Source organism: Streptomyces sp. NPDC043854, from assembly GCF_056436005.1.
Genome location: NZ_JBWKDK010000089.1, coordinates 1 through 18,328, shown reverse-complemented (window position 1 = coordinate 18,328; position 18,328 = coordinate 1). Strand labels below are relative to the sequence as shown.

At 74.1% G+C, this 18,328-nt stretch carries 16 protein-coding genes; 11 read left to right on the top strand and 5 right to left on the bottom strand.

The features are described 5' to 3' along the window. Window positions 1-150 precede the first annotated feature (150 nt). Window positions 151-1,275: a DNA integrity scanning diadenylate cyclase DisA gene (gene disA / locus AC068A_RS35860; RefSeq protein WP_478590493.1), complete on the bottom strand. Its 1,125-nt coding sequence runs from the start codon at window positions 1,273-1,275 to the stop codon at window positions 151-153. A gap of 148 nt (window positions 1,276-1,423) precedes the next feature. Beyond that, the gene (gene radA / locus AC068A_RS35855) at window positions 1,424-2,860 is read right to left on the bottom strand and encodes a DNA repair protein RadA (RefSeq protein WP_478590492.1); all 1,437 of its coding nucleotides are present in this window, start codon (window positions 2,858-2,860) and stop codon (window positions 1,424-1,426) included. Between the two features lie 185 nt (window positions 2,861-3,045). On the opposite strand from radA, the gene AC068A_RS35850 reads away from it, so the two are divergent. Beyond that, complete coding sequence (locus AC068A_RS35850; RefSeq protein ID WP_478590491.1) at window positions 3,046-4,728, top strand: BACON domain-containing protein; 1,683 nt, start codon at window positions 3,046-3,048, stop codon at window positions 4,726-4,728. An 86-nt stretch (window positions 4,729-4,814) separates the two neighbouring features. Further along, the gene (locus AC068A_RS35845) at window positions 4,815-5,015 is read left to right on the top strand and encodes an antitoxin (protein WP_478590490.1); all 201 of its coding nucleotides are present in this window, start codon (window positions 4,815-4,817) and stop codon (window positions 5,013-5,015) included. Between the two features lie 67 nt (window positions 5,016-5,082). On the opposite strand, the gene AC068A_RS35840 is transcribed toward AC068A_RS35845, so the two are convergent. Then, window positions 5,083-5,946 (bottom strand): DUF3109 family protein, encoded by an 864-nt coding sequence (locus tag AC068A_RS35840; RefSeq protein ID WP_478590489.1) that lies wholly within the window; start codon window positions 5,944-5,946, stop codon window positions 5,083-5,085. A 63-nt stretch (window positions 5,947-6,009) separates the two neighbouring features. Here AC068A_RS35840 and AC068A_RS35835 point away from each other — a divergent pair, with 63 nt between their 5' ends. The 4 genes from AC068A_RS35835 (at window position 6,010) to ilvD (ending at window position 10,571) form a co-directional block, all read left to right on the top strand. Next, window positions 6,010-6,939, top strand: coding sequence for a Ppx/GppA family phosphatase (locus tag AC068A_RS35835; protein ID WP_478590488.1), 930 nt, complete (start codon window positions 6,010-6,012; stop codon window positions 6,937-6,939). A 132-nt stretch (window positions 6,940-7,071) separates the two neighbouring features. After that, on the top strand, window positions 7,072-7,899 hold the full coding sequence (locus tag AC068A_RS35830) for a sugar phosphate isomerase/epimerase family protein (RefSeq protein ID WP_478590487.1): 828 nt from the start codon (window positions 7,072-7,074) through the stop codon (window positions 7,897-7,899). Further along, complete coding sequence (locus AC068A_RS35825; protein ID WP_478590486.1) at window positions 7,896-8,528, top strand: TetR/AcrR family transcriptional regulator; 633 nt, start codon at window positions 7,896-7,898, stop codon at window positions 8,526-8,528. The genes AC068A_RS35830 and AC068A_RS35825 overlap by 4 nt, the downstream gene beginning before the upstream one ends. A gap of 192 nt (window positions 8,529-8,720) precedes the next feature. After that, a complete protein-coding gene (gene ilvD / locus AC068A_RS35820; protein ID WP_478590485.1) occupies window positions 8,721-10,571 on the top strand; it encodes a dihydroxy-acid dehydratase in 1,851 nt (616 codons plus the stop codon). A gap of 147 nt (window positions 10,572-10,718) precedes the next feature. On the opposite strand, the gene AC068A_RS35815 is transcribed toward ilvD, so the two are convergent. Then, window positions 10,719-12,956 carry a protein kinase domain-containing protein gene (locus tag AC068A_RS35815; protein ID WP_478590484.1) on the bottom strand — a complete coding sequence of 746 codons (2,238 nt, stop codon included), beginning with the start codon at window positions 12,954-12,956 and terminating at the stop codon, window positions 10,719-10,721. Between the two features lie 106 nt (window positions 12,957-13,062). Between AC068A_RS35815 and AC068A_RS35810 the strand changes: the two genes are divergently transcribed. The 5 genes from AC068A_RS35810 (at window position 13,063) to proC (ending at window position 16,576) form a co-directional block, all read left to right on the top strand. Then, on the top strand, window positions 13,063-13,365 hold the full coding sequence (locus AC068A_RS35810; RefSeq protein ID WP_478590483.1) for an SH3 domain-containing protein: 303 nt from the start codon (window positions 13,063-13,065) through the stop codon (window positions 13,363-13,365). Between the two features lie 87 nt (window positions 13,366-13,452). Continuing rightward, on the top strand, window positions 13,453-13,974 hold the full coding sequence (locus tag AC068A_RS35805) for a hypothetical protein (RefSeq protein WP_478590482.1): 522 nt from the start codon (window positions 13,453-13,455) through the stop codon (window positions 13,972-13,974). A gap of 131 nt (window positions 13,975-14,105) precedes the next feature. Continuing rightward, the gene (locus tag AC068A_RS35800; RefSeq protein WP_478590481.1) at window positions 14,106-14,930 is read left to right on the top strand and encodes an ABC transporter ATP-binding protein; all 825 of its coding nucleotides are present in this window, start codon (window positions 14,106-14,108) and stop codon (window positions 14,928-14,930) included. Next, window positions 14,927-15,664, top strand: a complete 738-nt coding sequence (locus AC068A_RS35795) for an ABC transporter permease (protein WP_478590480.1) — start codon at window positions 14,927-14,929, stop codon at window positions 15,662-15,664. Before AC068A_RS35800 ends, AC068A_RS35795 begins: the two co-directional genes overlap by 4 nt. 102 nt (window positions 15,665-15,766) lie before the next feature. Next, window positions 15,767-16,576: a pyrroline-5-carboxylate reductase gene (proC, locus tag AC068A_RS35790; protein ID WP_478590479.1), complete on the top strand. Its 810-nt coding sequence runs from the start codon at window positions 15,767-15,769 to the stop codon at window positions 16,574-16,576. 99 nt (window positions 16,577-16,675) lie between these two features. On the opposite strand, the gene trpS is transcribed toward proC, so the two are convergent. Next, window positions 16,676-17,674 (bottom strand): tryptophan--tRNA ligase, encoded by a 999-nt coding sequence (gene trpS / locus AC068A_RS35785; RefSeq protein ID WP_478590478.1) that lies wholly within the window; start codon window positions 17,672-17,674, stop codon window positions 16,676-16,678. Between the last annotated feature and the right edge of the window lie 654 nt (window positions 17,675-18,328).

The window sequence follows — 18,328 nt, the reverse complement described above, 5'->3', positions numbered from 1 at the left end:
ATCCCATTCCCCCCCCCCACCCCCCCTTCCCAACGAAAGAGAAGCCCCCCCCCCCCGCCGAGGAACCAAGAACAGCGGAAGGGGGGGTCGCCCCCCCCCCCCCCCCCCCCCCCCCCCACCCCTTCTTTCCCGTCCGTCGGCGTCACCGCCTCAGACGTACCGCTCCAGGATCGAGGACTCCGCCAGCCGGGACAGGCCCTCGCGGACGCTCCGCGCCCGGGCCTCGCCCACCCCGTCGACCGTCTGGAGGTCGTCGACGCTGGCCGCCAGCAGCTTCTGCAGCCCGCCGAAGTGCTCCACCAGCCGCTCGATGATCGCCCCCGGCAGCCGGGGCACCTTCGCCAGCAGCCGGTAGCCCCGCGGCGACACCGCCGAGTCCAGGGTCTCCGGCGAGCCCGTGTACCCCAGCGCCTTCGCCACGTTGCCCAGCTCCAGCAGCTCCGGATGGGTCAGGGCGTCCAGCGCCGGCAGCGCCTCCTCCACCGTCCGCGACCGCTTCGCCGTCGGCTCCGGCACGTAGTCGCGGATCACGAGCTCCCGCTCCTGCTCGATACCGACCGTCAGCTCGTCCAGCTGGAGCGACAGCAGCCGCCCGTCCGTGCCCAGCTCGACCACGTATTCCGCGATTTCCGTCGCGATCCGGCGAACCATTTCCAGCCGCTGCGCCACCGCCGTGACGTCGCGCACCGTGACCAGGTCCTCGATCTCCAGCGCCGACAGCGTCCCGGCGACCTCGTCGAGCCGCAGCTTGTACCGCTCCAGCGTGGCCAGCGCCTGGTTCGCCCGGGACAGGATCGCCCCCGACTCCTCCAGCACGCGGCGCTCCCCGTTCACGTACAGCGCGATCAGCCGCATCGACTGCGAGACGGACACCACGGGGAAGCCGCACTGCTTCGAGACGCGGTCCGCCGTGCGGTGCCGGGTGCCGGTCTCCTCCGTCGGGATCGACGCGTCCGGAACCAGCTGCACGCCGGCCCGCAGGATCTTCGTCAGGTCCTTGTCCAGGATGAGCGCGCCGTCCAGCTTGCACAGCTCGCGCAGCCGGGTCGCGGTGAACTCCACGTCCAGCACGAAACCGCCCGTGCACATCGCCTCGACGGTCTTGTCCATCCCGAGGACGATGAGGCCGCCGGTGTTGCCGCGGACGATCCTCTCCAGGCCGTCGCGCAGGGGCTGACCAGGTGCGACCGCGCTCAGCGAGGCACGCATCATGGACTCCTGCCTGGAGCTCGCGCCCGACTTCCCGGATGCTGCTGCCCCGTCCTTGGCTGCCACTGCACTCCTCCGGTCGCGGGTTGCGCCGCCTGCGTGGGCCGGGCGGGCCAGCACAAAGTCTACCGGCGCGTGCTGCGCGCCCGTCGTGGCTTGGCAAGGTGCACCCGCGGGGGACCCCGTACCGGCCCGGCCGCGGACCGCCAGGAGGCTACCCGCGGGCCGTCTCGCGGGCCGCCTCACGCGGCGTCTCGCGGGCCGCCTCACGGGACCGCCGGCGGGGCAGGACCCGCAGCGCGTCGCCGATGTCGGCGACCTCCGTCACCTTCATCCCGGCCGGCACCTTCCCCGGGTCGACCGGCACCAGCGCGTGCGTGAAACCGAGCCGGTGCGCCTCGGCCAGGCGCCGCTGCACACCGGTCACCCGCCGCACCTCGCCGGCGAGGCCGACCTCCCCGATCGCCACCAGGTTCTTCGGCAGCGGGACGTCGCTCGCGGCGGAGGCCAGCGCCAGCGCGACGGCCAGGTCGGCGGCCGGCTCGGTGAGCTTCACCCCGCCCACGGTCGCGCTGTAGATGTCGCGCTTGCCCAGCGCGGTGATCCGGCCGCGCTGCTCCAGCACCGCCAGCATCATCGACACCCGGGAGGTCTCCAGGCCCGACGTGGTCCGCCGCGGCGAGGGGATCTGCGAGTCCACGGTGAGCGCCTGCACCTCGGCGACCAGCGGCCGCTTGCCCTCCAGGGTCACGGTCAGGCAGGTGCCCGGGACCGCCTCCGCACGCCGGGTCAGGAACAGCCCGCTGGGGTCGGCGAGCCCGGTGATCCCCTCGTCGTGCAGCTCGAAGCAGCCCACCTCGTCGGTGGCCCCGTACCGGTTCTTCACACCGCGGACGAGGCGCAGCCGGGCGTGCCGGTCGCCCTCGAAGCCGAGGACCACGTCCACCAGGTGCTCCAGCAGCCGCGGGCCGGCGATCGCACCGTCCTTGGTGACGTGCCCGACCAGCAGCGTCGCCATCCCCCGCTCCTTGGACGCCCGGATCAGCGCCCCGGCGACCTCCCGCACCTGGGCCATGCCGCCGGGCGCACCGTCGATCTCCGGGGAGGCCACGGTCTGTACGGAGTCCAGGACCAGCAGCGAGGGCTGCACGGCGTCGAGGTGGCCCAGCACGGCCGACAGGTCGGTCTCCGCGGCCAGGTACAGGTGGTCGTTGAGGGCCCCGATCCGGTCGGCCCGCAGCCGCACCTGGCTCGCCGACTCCTCACCGGTGACGTACAGGGTGCGGTGGGTCCCGCTGGCCGCCTTGGCCGCGACGTCCAGCAGCAGCGTGGACTTGCCGACACCCGGCTCGCCAGCCAGCAGGACCACCGCTCCGGGCACCAGCCCGCCGCCGAGGACCCGGTCCAGCTCGTCCACGCCCGTGCTGCGGGCGGTCGCCGTCCGGCCGTCGACCTGCGCGATCGGCAGCGCGGCCGCCGTGACGCGGCCGGCCGCGGTGGTGCGCACGGCGGGTGCGCCCATCTCCTCGACGGTGCCCCAGGCCTGGCATTCGGGGCAGCGGCCGAGCCACTTCGCGGTGGTCCAGCCGCACTCGGTGCAGCGGTAGGAGGGCCGGTCCTTGGCGGATGAGCGGGATGTACGGGCAGCCATGCGGCCCACGGTATCCGCCCCCGCCGACATCCCCCGCCGAAGCCCCCGCCGGGGCCCGGCCGACGGCGCCGCCCGCGCCCGGCGTCAGGGCCGCGGTCAGCGCTTGTTCGATCCCGTCACCCATAAGGGCTAAAACAGCCAAAGGCTTCACGGCCCTCGGCGGGCGGCCGCCTACCTTCGCCAGGGTGGACAGCAACAACGAGGAGAGCCCCGCCCGGTGTACCGGCGCACAACCGGCGCACGGGCGCACGCCCCGTGAAGGCGCCGCCGCAGAGCAGACGCCGTCCTTCCGGCACGAGCCGTATCTGGACGGCCTGTTCACGTACTGCCTGTCGGTCCTGTGCGACCACGACACCGCCACCGACGTACTCGCCGAGGTCCTCACCGTCGCCGAGCGGCACCCCGGCCGCTGCCCCGACGAGGGCGGCCGCCGGGCCTGGCTGTACGCCCTCGCCCGCTGGGCCTGCCTGTGCCGCATGACCGAGCAGCGGCGCGGGCGCCCGGGGGCGCATTCCGCCCGGTGCGCGCCGGAGCACGCCGGCGCCGAGCATGCGCCGGAGGCGCACCGCTCTCTCGACGTGAGCGCGCACCGGCGCACCGAGCTCGCCCGCCTCGCCTGGCCCGAGGCCGCCGGCACCACACCCGAACAGCGCGAGGCCCTCGAACTGGCCGTCCGCCACCGCCTCGGCGTCCCCGAACTCGCCGCCGTCCTCGGCACGCCCCCCGCCACCGCCCGCGAGCTCCTCGCCGGGGCTGCCTGCGAGGTCGAACGCACCCGGGCCGCCCTCGCCGCCGTCGAGACCGGCGGCTGCCCGTCGGTGTCCCGGCTCACCGGCGACGGACAGCTCCTGCTGTCCACCACCCTGCGCGCCGAGCTCGTCCGCCACGTCGACGACTGCCCGCGCTGCCGCCGCGCCGCCGAACGCGCGGGCGCCGCCGCCCCCTGGCCCGGCTCCTGCGGCATCGACGCCGCCCTCCCGCTGGTCCAGGCGCCCCGGACCGCCGTCCACGCGGCCATGCAGCGCACCGGCCGCGGCCGCCGCCCCGCCGTCCCCCGCTTCAACCGCACCGGCTTCCCCGTGGACCCCCGGGACCGGGCCGCCCGCCGCGACCGGCTGCGCGCCCGCGCGGTGACCGCCGCCGTCGTCGCCACCGTCGTCGCGGCGCCGGTCCTGGCGCTGTGGGCGGGCTACCGCGGGGCGCCCGGCACCGGCGAGCCCGCGGGCGCCCCATCCGGCCGGATCTCGGCGAGCCAGTCCGAGATCCCGTCGCCCCACCAGGGCGGCGGCCCGATGCGGGTGTACGAGAACGCCGGAGCCGGCCTCACCGCCCGCACCACCGGCACCCCCGGCACCTCCGGCCCCGGCCGGGACGTCTCCGTGGCGGTGATCAGCACCGGGCCGCCCCCCGCCCCCGCCGGGCCGGGCGCCCCCGGCCGGCTCACCGTCGCCGCCGCCCCGCAGGGCGGGGCCACCGTGCTCACCCTCACCGCGTCCGGCGGGGCCCCGGCAGACTGGCAGCTCCGCTCCGACGCGCCCTGGCTGCGGGCGAGCCGGACCGCGGGCACCCTGGCCCCCGGAGAATCGGTCACCCTGCACATCACCGTCGACCCCGACGCCGAGCCCGCGGGCCCCTGGGCGGCCCGGGTCGCCGTGGACCCGGGCGGGGCCGTGGTCTCGATCCGGGGCCGCGGCCGCCCCGCACCCGCCCCCACCCCGACCCCGACCCCGATACCCACGCCCGATCCGACGGGCTCCCCGACGCCGACCCCCACGCCCACCCCGAGCGCGTCGGCATCCGCCCCCGGCCCCGGCCCCGGCGGAACGGTTTCCCCGACCCCGGGCACCCCCGCCGACCCCTCCCCGTAAGCAGGGCACACCACCCACAAGATGCACGGAAGGATCACCCTGGAGACCCTGGAGAGGTCGGGACCCCCGAGGCCGAGGAGGCCGGAATGAGCATGCTGGACAAGCTCAAGCAGATGCTGAAGGGCCATGAGCGCCAGGCCGCGCAGGGCATGGACAAGGCCGGGGACTTCGTCGACGAGAAGACCCGGGGCAAGTACTCGAGCCAGGTCGACACGGCCCAGCAGAAGCTGAAGGAGCAGCTGGGCAACCCGGAGAGCGGGCAGGACGAGCCGCCCCGGGCCCGGTGAACGCCCCAGCCCCAGACGTAACCCCTGGCGGCGTACCGCCCGCCGGCGTCCGCCCGCCGGCCCCGGCCTACACCGGGTCGGCGGGGTGCGGGGCCATCGGCAGCAGGGAGGCCAGCCGCGCCTCGCAGTGCTTCACGAGCTCCGCGTACCCCTCCTTGCCCATGAGCTCCGTCAGCTCGGCCCGGTACGACACGTACACCGGCTCGCCCGCGCCGTGCGCCGACGTCGCCGACGTGCACCACCAGTGCAGGTCGTGCCCGCCCGGGCCCCAGCCTCGCCGGTCGTACTCGCCGATCGACACCTGGAGCACCCGGGTGTCGTCGGGCCGGTCGATCCACTCGTACGTCCGCCGGATCGGCAGCTGCCAGCACACGTCCGGCTTGGTCTCCAGCGGCTCGCGCCCCTCGCGCAGGGCGAGGATGTGCAGCGAGCACCCGGCGCCGGCCGGGAAGCCGGGCCGGTTCAGGAAGATGCACGCACCCTCCCACCGGCGGGTCTGCCGCTCGCCGTCCTCGTCCTTCTGCACCCAGCCCGACTCGGTGCCCACGTCGTGGAACTGCCACAGCTCCGGGGACAGCCGCGCCACGTGCCCGGCGACCCGCTTCTCGTCGTCCTCGTCGGAGAAGTGCGCGCCCAGCGTGCAGCAGCCGTCGCTGGCCCGCCCCGCCTGGATGCCCTGGCAGCCGCTGCCGAAGATGCACGTCCAGCGGGACGTCAGCCAGGTCAGGTCGCAGCGGAAGACCTGCTCGGCGTCGGCGGGGTCGGGGAACTCCACCCAGGCCCGGGGGAAGTCGAGGCCCTTCTCGTCGCCCGCGAGCGCGCCCGGCGCGGCCTGCTCGGCGGCCTTGGCCTTGGCCTTGGCCTTGGGCTTGGGCTTGGGCTTGATCTTCGTCTTGGTCTCGGACTTGTCGGCCTTCTTCGTGTGTGGCACACACCCAAGCCTAAGCGCCCCTACCGCCACCCATACTCCCGCCGCACAGTAGCGTTTCCTCGTATGAGACTCGGTGTCCTTGACGTGGGTTCGAACACGGTGCATCTGCTGGTGGTGGACGCGCACCCCGGCGCGCGCCCGCAGCCCGCGCACTCGCACAAGGTGGAACTGCGGCTGGCCCAGCTGCTCGACGAGAGCGGCGCGGTCACCCCCGACGGCATCGAGCGCCTCGTGGCGGTGATCGGCGGGGCCGTGCAGGCCGCCGAGGACAAGGGCTGCGAGGACGTGCTGCCGTTCGCGACCAGCGCCGTACGGGAGGCCGCCAACGCCGACGAGGTCCTCGCCCGGGTCAAGGCCGACACCGGCGTCGACCTGCCCATCCTCAGCGGTGAGGACGAGGCGCGGCTGACCTTCCTCGCCGTCCGCCGCTGGTTCGGCTGGTCGGCGGGCAAGCTCCTCGTCCTCGACATCGGCGGCGGCTCCCTGGAGATCGCGTACGGCATCGACGAGGACCCGGACGCGGCCGTCTCCCTGCCGCTCGGCGCCGGCCGCCTCACCTCCACCTGGCTCCCGGGTGATCCGCCGGACCCCGCCGACATCCGCGCGCTGCGCCGGCACGTGCGGGCCCAGATCGCCCGCACGGTCGGTGAATTCAGCCGCTTCGGGGTGCCGGACCACGTGGTCGCCACCTCCAAGACGTTCAAGCAGCTGGCCCGGATCGCGGGCGCGGCCCGCTCGGCGGAGGGCCTCTACGTCCAGCGGGACCTGACCCGCAAGGCGCTGGAGGAGTGGGTGCCGAAGCTGGCCGAGATGACGGTGGCGCAGCGGTCGACCCTGCCGGGGGTCTCGGAGGGCCGCGCCGCGCAGCTGCTGGCCGGCGCGCTGGTCGCCGAGGGCGCGATGGACCTCTTCGGGGTCGACGATCTCGAAATCTGCCCCTGGGCCCTGCGCGAGGGCGTCATCCTCCGCCGCCTGGACCACCTCCCCACCTGACGCCTGACGCCCGCCGGAGGACGCAGGCCGCGGCGGACCGGGGCAGCGGACCGGGGCGGCGGGCCGGGGCAGCGCGCTGCGGGCCCGGACCGGAGTCCTTCCGGCCGGCCGGGCCCTCGGTACCCTGTCCCCGTGGCAGAACCCGTCCGCATCCCGACCGCGAAAGTCGCCCTCTCCACCGCCTCCGTGTACCCGGAGTCGACGGCGACCGCCTTCGAGATCGCCGCACGCCTCGGCTACGACGGCGTCGAGGTCATGGTCTGGACGGACCCCGTCAGCCAGGACATCGAGGCCCTGCGCCGCCTCTCCGACTACCACGGCATCCCCGTCCTGGCCGTCCACGCCCCCTGCCTCCTGATCACCCAGCGCGTCTGGTCCACCGACCCGTGGACCAAGCTCCAGCGGGCCCGGTCCGCCGCCGAACGCCTCGGCGCGAGCACCGTCGTCGTGCACCCGCCCTTTCGCTGGCAGCGCCAGTACGCCCGGGACTTCGTCACCGGCATCGCACGGATGGCCGACGAGACCGACGTCCGCTTCGCCGTGGAGAACATGTACCCCTGGCGCTACCGCGACCGCGAGATGCTCGCGTACGCCCCCGAGTGGGACGTCACCAAGGACGACTACCGGCACTTCACCGTCGACCTGTCCCACACCGCCACCGCCCGTACGGACGCGATGGAGATGGTCGACCGCATGGGCGACCGCCTCGCGCACGTCCACCTGGCCGACGGCAACGGCTCCGCCAAGGACGAGCACCTCGTCCCCGGCCGCGGCTCCCAGCCCTGCGCCGAGCTGCTGGAACGCCTGGCGGCGAACTCCTTCGACGGCCACGTCGTCATCGAGGTGAACACCCGCCGGGCCATGTCCTCAGCGGAGCGCGAGGCCGACCTGGCCGAGGCCCTGGCCTTCACCCGCCTCCACCTCGCCACCGCCCCCACCACCCCGGCCCCCCGCCCATGACCGAACCAGCGCAGCCCGCCCGGCCCGCCCGCCGCCGCGGCCCCGGCCGGCCCCGCCACGACGAGGCCGACGACGGCCCCGGCACCCAGGAGCGCATCCGCCTCGCCGCCCGCGCGGAGTTCGCCGCCCGCGGCTACGACAAGACCTCCGTACGCGGCGTCGCCAAGGCCGCCGGCGTCGACCCGGCCCTGGTCCACCACTACTTCGGCAGCAAGGACGAGCTCTTCGCCTCCGCGATCGAGCTCAGCATGGAGCCCGCCCTCGTCGTCCCCGCGATCCTCGGCGAGGGCCCCGACGGCATCGGCGAGCGCCTGGCCCGCTACTTCCTGGGCATCTGGGAGAACCCGGTCACCCGCGCCCCGCTCCTCGCCGTGATCCGCTCGGCCCTGACCCACGAGGCCGCGGCCAAGGTCCTGCGCGGGCTGATCCTGCGCCGCGTCCTGGAGCGGGTCGCCGCCGAACTCGAGGTCCCCGACCCCACCTTCCGGGCCGAGCTGGCCGCCTCGCACATGGTCGGCATCGCGATCCTGCGGTACGTCGTCCAGGTCGAGCCCCTCGCGTCCGCCGACCCGGAGGCGATCGTCGCCCTGGTCGCGCCCACCCTCCAGCGCTACCTCACGGAGGCCTGACCGGGACCTGACCGGGGCCTGACCGGGGCCGGACCGGCCCATGGCCCGGGCCTGACCGAGGGCTGACCCTCGCATCCCGCCATCCGGACGAGCTGTCCGTATCCCGGGCCGGGGGCGTAGCCTCGTAACCGAGCCATATCCACAGTCGCGGCGGGCGCGCGAGCGCCACCGCACTCATGGGGAGTGAACCCGATGCCCGAGCTGAGGTCCCGCACTGTCACCCACGGCCGCAACATGGCGGGCGCCCGCGCCCTCATGCGTGCGTCGGGCGTAGCCAGCGAGGACATCGGCAAGCCGATCGTCGCCGTCGCCAACTCCTTCACCGAGTTCGTCCCCGGCCACACCCACCTCGCCCCCGTCGGCCGGATCGTCTCCGACGCGATCCGCGCGGCCGGCGCCGTCCCCCGCGAGTTCAACACCATCGCCGTCGACGACGGCATCGCCATGGGCCACGGCGGCATGCTGTACTCGCTCCCGTCCCGCGACCTGATCGCCGACTCCGTCGAGTACATGGTCGAGGCGCACTGCGCCGACGCCCTGATCTGCATCTCCAACTGCGACAAGATCACCCCCGGCATGCTGATGGCCGCCATGCGCCTCAACATCCCGGTCGTCTTCGTCTCCGGCGGCCCGATGGAGGCCGGCCAGGCCACCCTCGTCGACGGCACCGTCCGCAAGCTCGACCTGATCAACGCGATCGTCGACGCGGTCAACGAGAACGTCTCCGACGAGGACGTCCTGCGCATCGAGGAGAACGCCTGCCCGACCTGCGGCTCCTGTTCCGGCATGTTCACCGCCAACTCGATGAACTGCCTCGCCGAGGCCATCGGCCTGGCCCTGCCCGGCAACGGCTCCGTCCTCGCCACCCACACCGCCCGCCGCAACCTCTACGAAGAGGCCGGCCGCACGGTCGTGGAGATCACCAAGCGGTACTACGAGGACGGCGACGAGTCCGTCCTCCCCCGCAACATCGCCACCCGCGAGGCCTTCGAGAACGCCATGGCCCTCGACATCGCCATGGGCGGCTCCACCAACACGATCCTGCACCTGCTGGCCGCCGCCCAGGAGGCCGGCCTCGACTACGACCTCAAGGACATCGACGCCGTCTCGCGCCGCGTCCCCTGCCTGGCGAAGGTCGCCCCGAACGTCGCCCCCGGCGGCACGTACTACATGGAGGACGTGCACCGCGCCGGCGGCATCCCCGCCATCCTCGGCGAACTGCACCGCGGCGGCCTGCTGAACAAGGACGTCACCACGGTCCACTCGGCCAACCTCGACGACTGGCTGTCGAAGTGGGACGCCCGCTCCGGCACCGCCACCGCCGAAGCCGTGGAGCTGTGGCACGCCGCCCCCGGCTGCAGGCGCTCCGCGACGGCCTTCTCCCAGTCCGAGCGCTGGGAGTCCCTCGACCTCGACGCCGAGAACGGCTGCATCCGCTCCGTCGAGCACGCCTACTCCAAGGACGGCGGGCTGGCCGTCCTCAAGGGCAACATCGCGGTCGACGGCTGCGTCGTGAAGACCGCCGGCGTCGACGAGTCCATCTGGACCTTCGAGGGCCCGGCGGTCGTCTGCGAGTCCCAGGACGAGGCCGTCGACAAGATCCTCTCCAAGCAGGTCAAGGAGGGCGACGTCGTCGTCATCCGCTACGAGGGCCCGCGCGGCGGCCCCGGCATGCAGGAGATGCTCTACCCGACCTCCTTCCTCAAGGGCCGCGGCCTCGGCAAGGCCTGCGCCCTGATCACCGACGGCCGGTTCTCCGGCGGCACCTCCGGCCTGTCCATCGGCCACGCCTCCCCGGAGGCGGCCTCGGGCGGCACCATCGCCCTGGTCGAGGACGGCGACCGGATCCGCATCGACATCCCGAACCGCTCGATCGACCTGCTGGTCGACGACGCGACCCTGGCCGCCCGCCGGGAGGCCCTCGGCGGCGTCTACGCCCCGAAGAACCGCGAGCGCAAGGTCTCCGCGGCCCTGCGCGCCTACGCGGCGATGGCGACGAGCGCCGACAAGGGCGCGGTCCGCGACGTCACCAAGCTCGCCTGACCCACCCCGCCACCCCCGCCCGACCACCCCGGGCGGGGTCCGGCCCACCCCGCGCGAGCCGGGGTCCGGCCCATGCAGCCCGCCGACGCCCGAGGCGCGCTCCCGGCGCGGTGCCCCGGGAGTCCCCGGCCGCGCCGGGCCGGGGGGCTACCAGGCGGCCGGGTCGCGGGCGTCCACGGCGAAGACCGAGCCGTCCGGCGCGGTCGCGAACACCCGCCCGTCGGCCGCGACCGGCGCCGGCAGGGTCGCCGTGAACGTGCCCCGCCCCGCCCCCATCCGCGGTTGCGTCTGCCCCGCCAGCTGCCCGGCCGTGCCGTCCACCGCGAGCAGCCGCCCGTCGACGGCCGTCAGGTACACCCGCCGGTCGGCGCCCAGCACGGGCCGCGAGGCCGCCGTGACACCGGTCTGCAGCCGCCACTCCTCGCGCTGCGCGCCCACCGCCGCCAGGGCTCCCGACACCCCGAACACGTACGCCGTCCCGTCGGCGGCGACGGCCGCCTGCGCCTGGAGCAGCGGCGCCGACAGCGGCACCGACCGCACCGCCCGCGAGCCGAGGTCCACCCGCAGCACCGACCGGGCCATCGACTCGGCGTCGTTCTCCAGCAGGAACAGCCCGCCGCCGGCCACGCCGACCGGTTCCGCCGTGCCCGCCGTCCGGGCCAGCGCGCGCACCGAGCCCGTGACCGGGTCGACCTCCGAGACCTGGGTGGACTTCCCGTCCGCCGCGGGCGTGGCCACGTACAGCGCGCGAGCCCCGTCCGGCTGTGCCGGCGTCCCGTCAGCGCACCACACCGAGCCCACCCCGCCGAACTGCTTGGTCCACTGCGCGACCCCGGTGGCCGCGTCCACGGAGACCGCCTTGCCGTCGGGCAGTGCGATCATCACCCGAGGCCCGGCGGGCACGACCCGCGACCCGGCCAACAGCACCCGCTTCCACCGCTCGGCCCCGGTCGCCGGGTCCAGTGCCCGCAGCGTACGGCTGCCGGCCGAGGTGGTCAGGACGAGTCCGCCGTCGTGCAGCGGGGCAGCGGTCTCGACGGCGCCGGGGGAGGCCTGGACGGACCAGACCACCGCGCCGTCGGCGGGGTCCAGCCGGGCCGCGGCCAGCCCGTAGCCGGAGCAGTACAGGGTCCCGTCCGCCCAAGAGCAGGCCGACGGCGCGGTCCCGGCCGGCCCCGCCTCCGCGGTCCCCGGCCTGCCCAGCACCCGTGACCAGGGCGCGAACGGCTTCTGCGCGCCCCGTGCCGACTGCGCGTCCCCGCCCGCGCGCTGCTGCGGGCCCCCGTCGTCGCCCCGCAGGTACCAGCCGGTGCCCACCGCCCCGCCCGCCAGCAGCAGCCCGACCGCGGCGGCGACAGCCGCCCGCGTCCGGCGCCGGCCGCGGCCCGAACCCGGAGCGGCCTCGGCGCCCTCGGCGGACCCGGCGGACCCGGCGGACTCGGCGGACCCGGTGGGGATCTGCGCGCGCTGGTGCGTCGGCTCCTCGGCGCGGCGCCGCGCGGCGTCCGCCGTGGTGGGGGAGGCGGGCCGCCGGGGCTGCGGGACGAAGGTCCGGGTGTCCTCGCCCGTCGGGTACGCGAGGGCGCGCATCTCCGAGATCAGGGCATCGGCGGTGGGCCGCTCGGCGGGGTCCTTCGACAGGCAGCGGGCCACGATCGGCGCGAGCTGCGGCGGCAGCCCGGTCAGGTCGGGCTCGCCGTGCACCACCTGGTACGCGACGAGGTAGTGGCTGTCGGAGTCGAAGGGCCCCCGCCCGGTGGCCGCGTGCACGAGCACGGCGCCCAGCGCGAACACGTCGGCGGCGCTGCCCACCTCCCGGGGGCGCTGGAACTGCTCGGGCGCCATGAAGGGCGGCGTCCCGATCAGCTTCCCGGTCTCGGTGCGCAGATCGCTGTCGGCGGGGCGGGAGATGCCGAAGTCGATGACGCGGACCCCGTCGGGGGCCATCAGGACGTTGCCGGGCTTCAGGTCGCGGTGCACCACCCCGGCCCGGTGGATGTCGCGCAGGGCCTCTGCCAGCCCGGCGGCGAGCCGGGTCAGCTCGGCGGGGTCCAGCACCCTATCCCGTACGCGCTCGGCGAGCGTGGGGGCGTCGATGAAGAGGGTGGCCATCCAGGGCCGCTCGGCGTCGGGGTCCGCGTCGACGACGGGCGCGGTGAACGCCCCGCTGACGCGCCGGGCGGCGGCGACCTCCTGGCGGAAGCGGGCGCGGAACTCCGGGTCGACCGCGTGCTGGGGGTGCACGATCTTGACGGCGAGTTTCAGCCCGGAGCCGGACGTGGCCAGGTGGACGACACCCATGCCGCCGGATCCGAGCACGGATTCGAGCCGGTATGAGCCGGCGTATTCCGGAAAGCCCACGTAGTCCGCGTGCAGTGACTGCACTGCTCACCACCCCCGCCGGAGCCTAGTCGATGCTCCGTGTGAATCTCCAAGGGCCTGCTACCCTGCGCGAGTTGCGCAGAGCAACACCAAAGGGGGGAGTTTTCACATGTCCGCAGAGAACGAATCCGGCCAAGTCCAAGCCCTCGACTCGGGGTCCGGATTCCAGACCTTCCCGGTCGCGCCGGGCTACCGGGTGAACGTCCGCAGCGGCCCCGGCACCGGCTACTCGATCGTCAAGGTCCTCCCGTACGGCGCGTCCGTGACGATCCGCTGCCAGACGGACGGCGAGATGGTCAGCGGCCCGTACGGCACCACCCGCATCTGGGACTGCATCGGCAACGGCCAGTTCGTCTCCGACGCCTACGTCAGGACGGGCAGCGACGGCTACGTCGCCTCCCCCTGCGGCTGACACCGGCGGCAGAGCCGCCGCGGCCCGGTGCGTCTGGAACGTGAGACGCGCCGGGCCGTCCGCCGGCCGCGGGGGATAATCGCCGGTGTGAGCGACGAACAGCAGCAGACCCCCGACGCGGCGCCCCCGGCCCCGCCCGCCGGCCCGCAGCCGGAGCCGATCCCGTTCTTCGGCACCACCTGGGTCGAGCACGACGGCGGCTACGCCCTCCGCCGCGCCGCCGCCGGCGCGGGCTCGCTCGTCACGGCCTTCGCCGCCGCCTACCTGCTGCGCCTGGCCTACGAGGGCCTGGAGATCGGCAACGTCGGCCCGTTCCTCAGCATCTCCGTCGTCGCCCTCTTCGCGATCGCCAGCGCCATCGCGTTCCTCAAGACCTGGGAGTCCTTCAGCCGCCGCCCGGCCCCGTCCTCCGACGAGGCCTCGCTCAAGGGCCTGAAGATGATCGGTTTCATCGGCTCCCTCATCGCGTACTTCCTGCGCTGCTTCTCCGAGGCCCCCGGCGAACGGCTCCGCCGCGCCGAGTACGAACGGGCCGTCGCCGAGTACGAACGCCGCCGCCGCGCCCGTACGGGCAACCCGGCCGCGCGCCGCCCCAAGCGCAGGAAGTAGCCGGTCCGCAGCCGGCGAAGAACCAGCCCGGCGCCGCAGCCACCCCCCACTGCGCCCACCTCCGGGGCCCGCCTCCCGCCACAGCGCCCGACCTGTTGACGGCCGGCACCCCCGGAAGCATTATTCATCGCATGATGAATAACCAGGGGCAGGGGGCCGCCCCAGCCCCGACCCCAGCCCCGACCCCCGCCGTCCACGCCGACGGCCTGACCGTCCGCCGCGGCACCGGCCGCACCCTCCGGACCGTCCTCGACTCCCTCGCCTTCGACGTCCCCCGCGGCCGCATCACCGGCCTCCTCGGCCCCTCCGGCTGCGGCAAATCCACGCTCATGCGCGCCGTCGTCGGCACCCAGGCCCACGTCACCGGCACCCTCGACGTCCTCGGCCGCCCCGCCGGCCACCCCGAACTCCGCTCCCGCATCGGCTACGTCACCCAGGCCCCCTCCATCTACGACGACCTCACCGTCCGGGAGAACCTCGACTACTTCGCCGCCGTCCTCGACCCCGGCCGCGGCGCCGCCGCCGACCGCCGCCGCGCCGCCGCCACCCGGGCCATCGCCGACGTCGACCTCACCGGCTGCGCCGACGCCCTCGCCGGCAACCTCTCCGGCGGCCAGCGCAGCCGCGTCTCCCTCGCCGTCGCCCTGCTCGGCGCCCCCGAACTCCTCGTCCTCGACGAACCGACCGTCGGACTCGACCCCGTCCTGCGCCGCGACCTGTGGAACCTCTTCCACGAGCTCACCGCCACCCGCGGCGCGACGATCCTCGTCTCCTCCCACGTCATGGACGAGGCCGAACGCTGCCACGACCTCCTCCTCATGCGCGAGGGCCGCATCCTCGCCCAGGACACCCCCGACGCACTGCGCGCCCGTACGCACTCCGCCACCGTCGAGGAGGGCTTCCTCCGCCTCGTCGACGAGGCCAACGCCCTCGCCGCCCAGGAGCAGCCCCGATGAACGCCGCCCGCACCACCGCCACCGCCGCCCGCGTCCTGCGCCAGCTGCGCCACGACCCGCGCTCCATCGCCTTGATGCTGCTGGTCCCCGTCCTGATGCTGACCTTGCTCCGCTTCGTCTTCGACGGCAGCCCCCGCACCTTCGACGGCATCGGCGCGTCCCTCCTCGGGATCTTCCCGCTGATCACCATGTTCCTGGTGACCTCCATCGCCACCCTGCGCGAACGCACCTCCGGCACCCTCGAACGCCTGCTCGCCATGCCGCTCGCCAAGGGCGACCTGATCGCCGGGTACGCCCTCGCCTTCGGCACCGTCGCCGTCGTCCAGTCCCTCCTCGCCACCGGCCTCGCCCTCTGGCTCCTCGGCCTCGACGTCGTCGGCTCCGCCTGGCTGCTCCTGCTCGTCGCCCTCCTCGACGCCCTCCTCGGCACCGCCCTCGGCCTGTTCGTCTCCGCCTTCGCCGCCTCCGAGTTCCAGGCCGTCCAGTTCATGCCGGCCGTGATCTTCCCGCAGCTGCTGCTGTGCGGCCTGTTCGCCGCCCGCAGCACCATGCACCCGGTCCTCGAAGGCATCTCCGACGTCCTGCCCATGTCCTACGCCGTCGACGGCATGACCCAGGTCCTCACCCACACCGACATGACCGCCGACTTCGTCCGCGACACCCTCGTCGTCGCCGCCTGCGCCCTGCTCGTCCTCGTCCTCGGCGCGGCCACCCTCCGCCGCCGCACCCCCTGACCGCCCGTACTGCGGACACCCGCCCCCATGCCCGCGCCCGAGTGCAAGGATGAGGAGGACGCAGCACACGTACGCGCACCCAGTTCGGCGAGGTGACACCGCATGACCCAGACAGTCGCAGTCCTCGGTACCGGAAAGATCGGCGAGGCCCTGCTCAGCGGAATGATCCGCGGCGGCTGGCCCGCCGGGAAGCTCCTCGTCACCGCCCGCCGCTCCGAGCGCGCCGAGGAGCTCCGCGCCCGCTACGGCGTCGAGGCCGTCAGCAACGCCGAGGCCGCCAAGCGCGCCGACACCCTCATCCTCACCGTCAAGCCGCAGGACATGGGCAGGCTCCTCGAAGAGCTCGCCCCGCACGTCCCCGCCGACCGCCTCGTCATCAGCGGCGCCGCCGGCATCCCCACGTCCTACTTCGAGGAACGGCTCGCCCCCGGCACCCCCGTCGTCCGCGTCATGACGAACACCCCCGCCCTCGTCGACGAGGCCATGTCCGTCATCTCGGCCGGCAGCCACGCCACCGCCGAGCACCTCGCCCACGCCGAGGAGATTTTCGGCGGCGTCGGCAAGACCCTCCGCGTCCCCGAGTCCCAGCAGGACGCCGCCACCGCACTGTCCGGCTCCGGACCCGCCTACTTCTACTTCCTCGTCGAGGCGATGACCGACGCCGGCATCCTCCTCGGCCTGCCCCGCGCCCAGGCCCACGACCTCATCGTCCAGGCCGCCATCGGCGCCGCCGTGATGCTCCGCGACAGCGGCGAACACCCCGTCAAGCTGCGCGAGGCCGTCACCTCCCCCGCCGGCACCACCATCAACGCCATCGTCGAACTCGAACGCCACGGCGTCCGCGCCGCCCTCATCGCCGCCCTCGAAGCCGCCCGCGACCGCAGCCGCGAACTCGCCTCCGGCACCGGCTGACCCGCCCCACCCGCCAGGCCCCGCCGGGGATCGGCCGGGTCCTGCCGGGGACCCCGCCCCCACGGGTGGATCCCCGGCAGGACCGACGTGCGCCGGCCCCTACGGAGCCAGCAGCCCGATCGCTTCGTACGCCCGGTCCACCATCGGCCGCGCCATGGCCCGGGCCCGCCCGGCCCCCTCCCGCAGCACGTCCTCCACCAGCCCGGGATCGGCCGCCAGCCCGGCATGCCGCTGCTGCACGGGCCGCAGCACCTCCACCACCGCCTCGGCCACGTCCCGCTTCAGTGCCCCGTACCCGCTGTACCCGTCGGCGAGCACCGCCGGATCCCCACCGGTGCAGGCGGCCAGCACGTCCAGCAGGTTCGCGACCCCGGGCCGTGTCTCCCGGTCGTAGACCACCCCGCCCTCCCCGCTGTCGGTCACCGCCCGCATCACCTTGCGGCGCACCACCTCCGGCTCGTCGAGCAGGTACACGACACCCGGCCCGCCGCCCATCGACTTCCCCATCTTCGACCGCGGGTCCTGCAGGTCCATGACCCGCGCGGCCACCGCCGGCAGCGTCGCCTTCGGCACCGTGAACGTGTGCCCGTACCGCTGGTTGAAGCGGACGGCCAGATCCCGCGTCAGCTCCACGTGCTGCCGCTGGTCCTCACCGACCGGCACCTCGTCGGCCGCGTACGCCAGGATGTCCGCCGCCATCAGCACGGGGTAGGTGAGCAGCGACAGCCGCACACCGGCCCCGGCGGCCTGCGCCTGTGCCGCCTTCTCCTTGTACTGGATCATCCGCCGCAGCTCCCCGTCGGCCGCGGTGCACTCCAGCAGGTACGCCAGCCGGGTGTGTTCGTCCACATGGCTCTGGACGAACAGGGTGCACTTCTCCGGCGCCAGCCCGGCGGCCAGCAGCAGCGTCGCCGCCTGCCGGCTGAGCCGCCGCACCCGCGCCGGATCGTGCTCGATCGTCAGGGCGTGCAGGTCCACGACGCAGAACAGCGCGTCGTCCGGCTTCTGCTCGGCGGCGACCCACTGCCGTACGGCGCCCAGGTAGTTGCCCAGCGTCAGATGGCCGCTCGGCTTGATCCCGCTGAAGATCCGCGCCATGTCCGTCTCCCTGTCTGTCCCGGTCGGTGTGGTGTGGGTGCCGCTGCCGTCCGGCGACCGGGCCACTCCCGGGAGGGGAGAAACGAAAACGGCCGCCGAGGCGGCGGCCGTGAGCGCATGCGTGCTCGCGTGGAAGGTCGGCCGCCGTCAGGCGGCCCACCAGCGAAGGCTGAGCGTGAGCGCATGCGAAGTCATGGGCGCCAGACTAGTGCTTCGGACGGTGCCCGTCCTTGAGTTGACACACCCGTACGTGATCCGTAAGGTTCTTCGAGTTGTCCGACGTGAGCGCCGACCTTGGTCGGTCCCCGGACAGCCATCCCGCACTACGCACTCGAACGAACGGCGCACTCTGCCGTCTCTTTTTCGTGCGTATTTGCGAATGAGGAATCCGCGTCCCAGGACGCGGCCGCCGATTGGCTTCGGGGGCAAGGAATCCGCTAATGTCTCACTCGCCGCAAGGGCCGACGGCCCTCGCAGCAAATCCCGCTGACTGGGAGTCAGGCCGAAAGGTTCTGATAGAGTCGGAATCGCCGGAAGGGGAAAACGCGAAAGCGAAGAACCGGAAAGCGGAGCGCGAAACACTCTGATAGAGTGGGAAACGCAAGAACGAAAGCCCGGAGGAAAGCCCGAGAGGGTGAGTACGAAGGAAGCGTC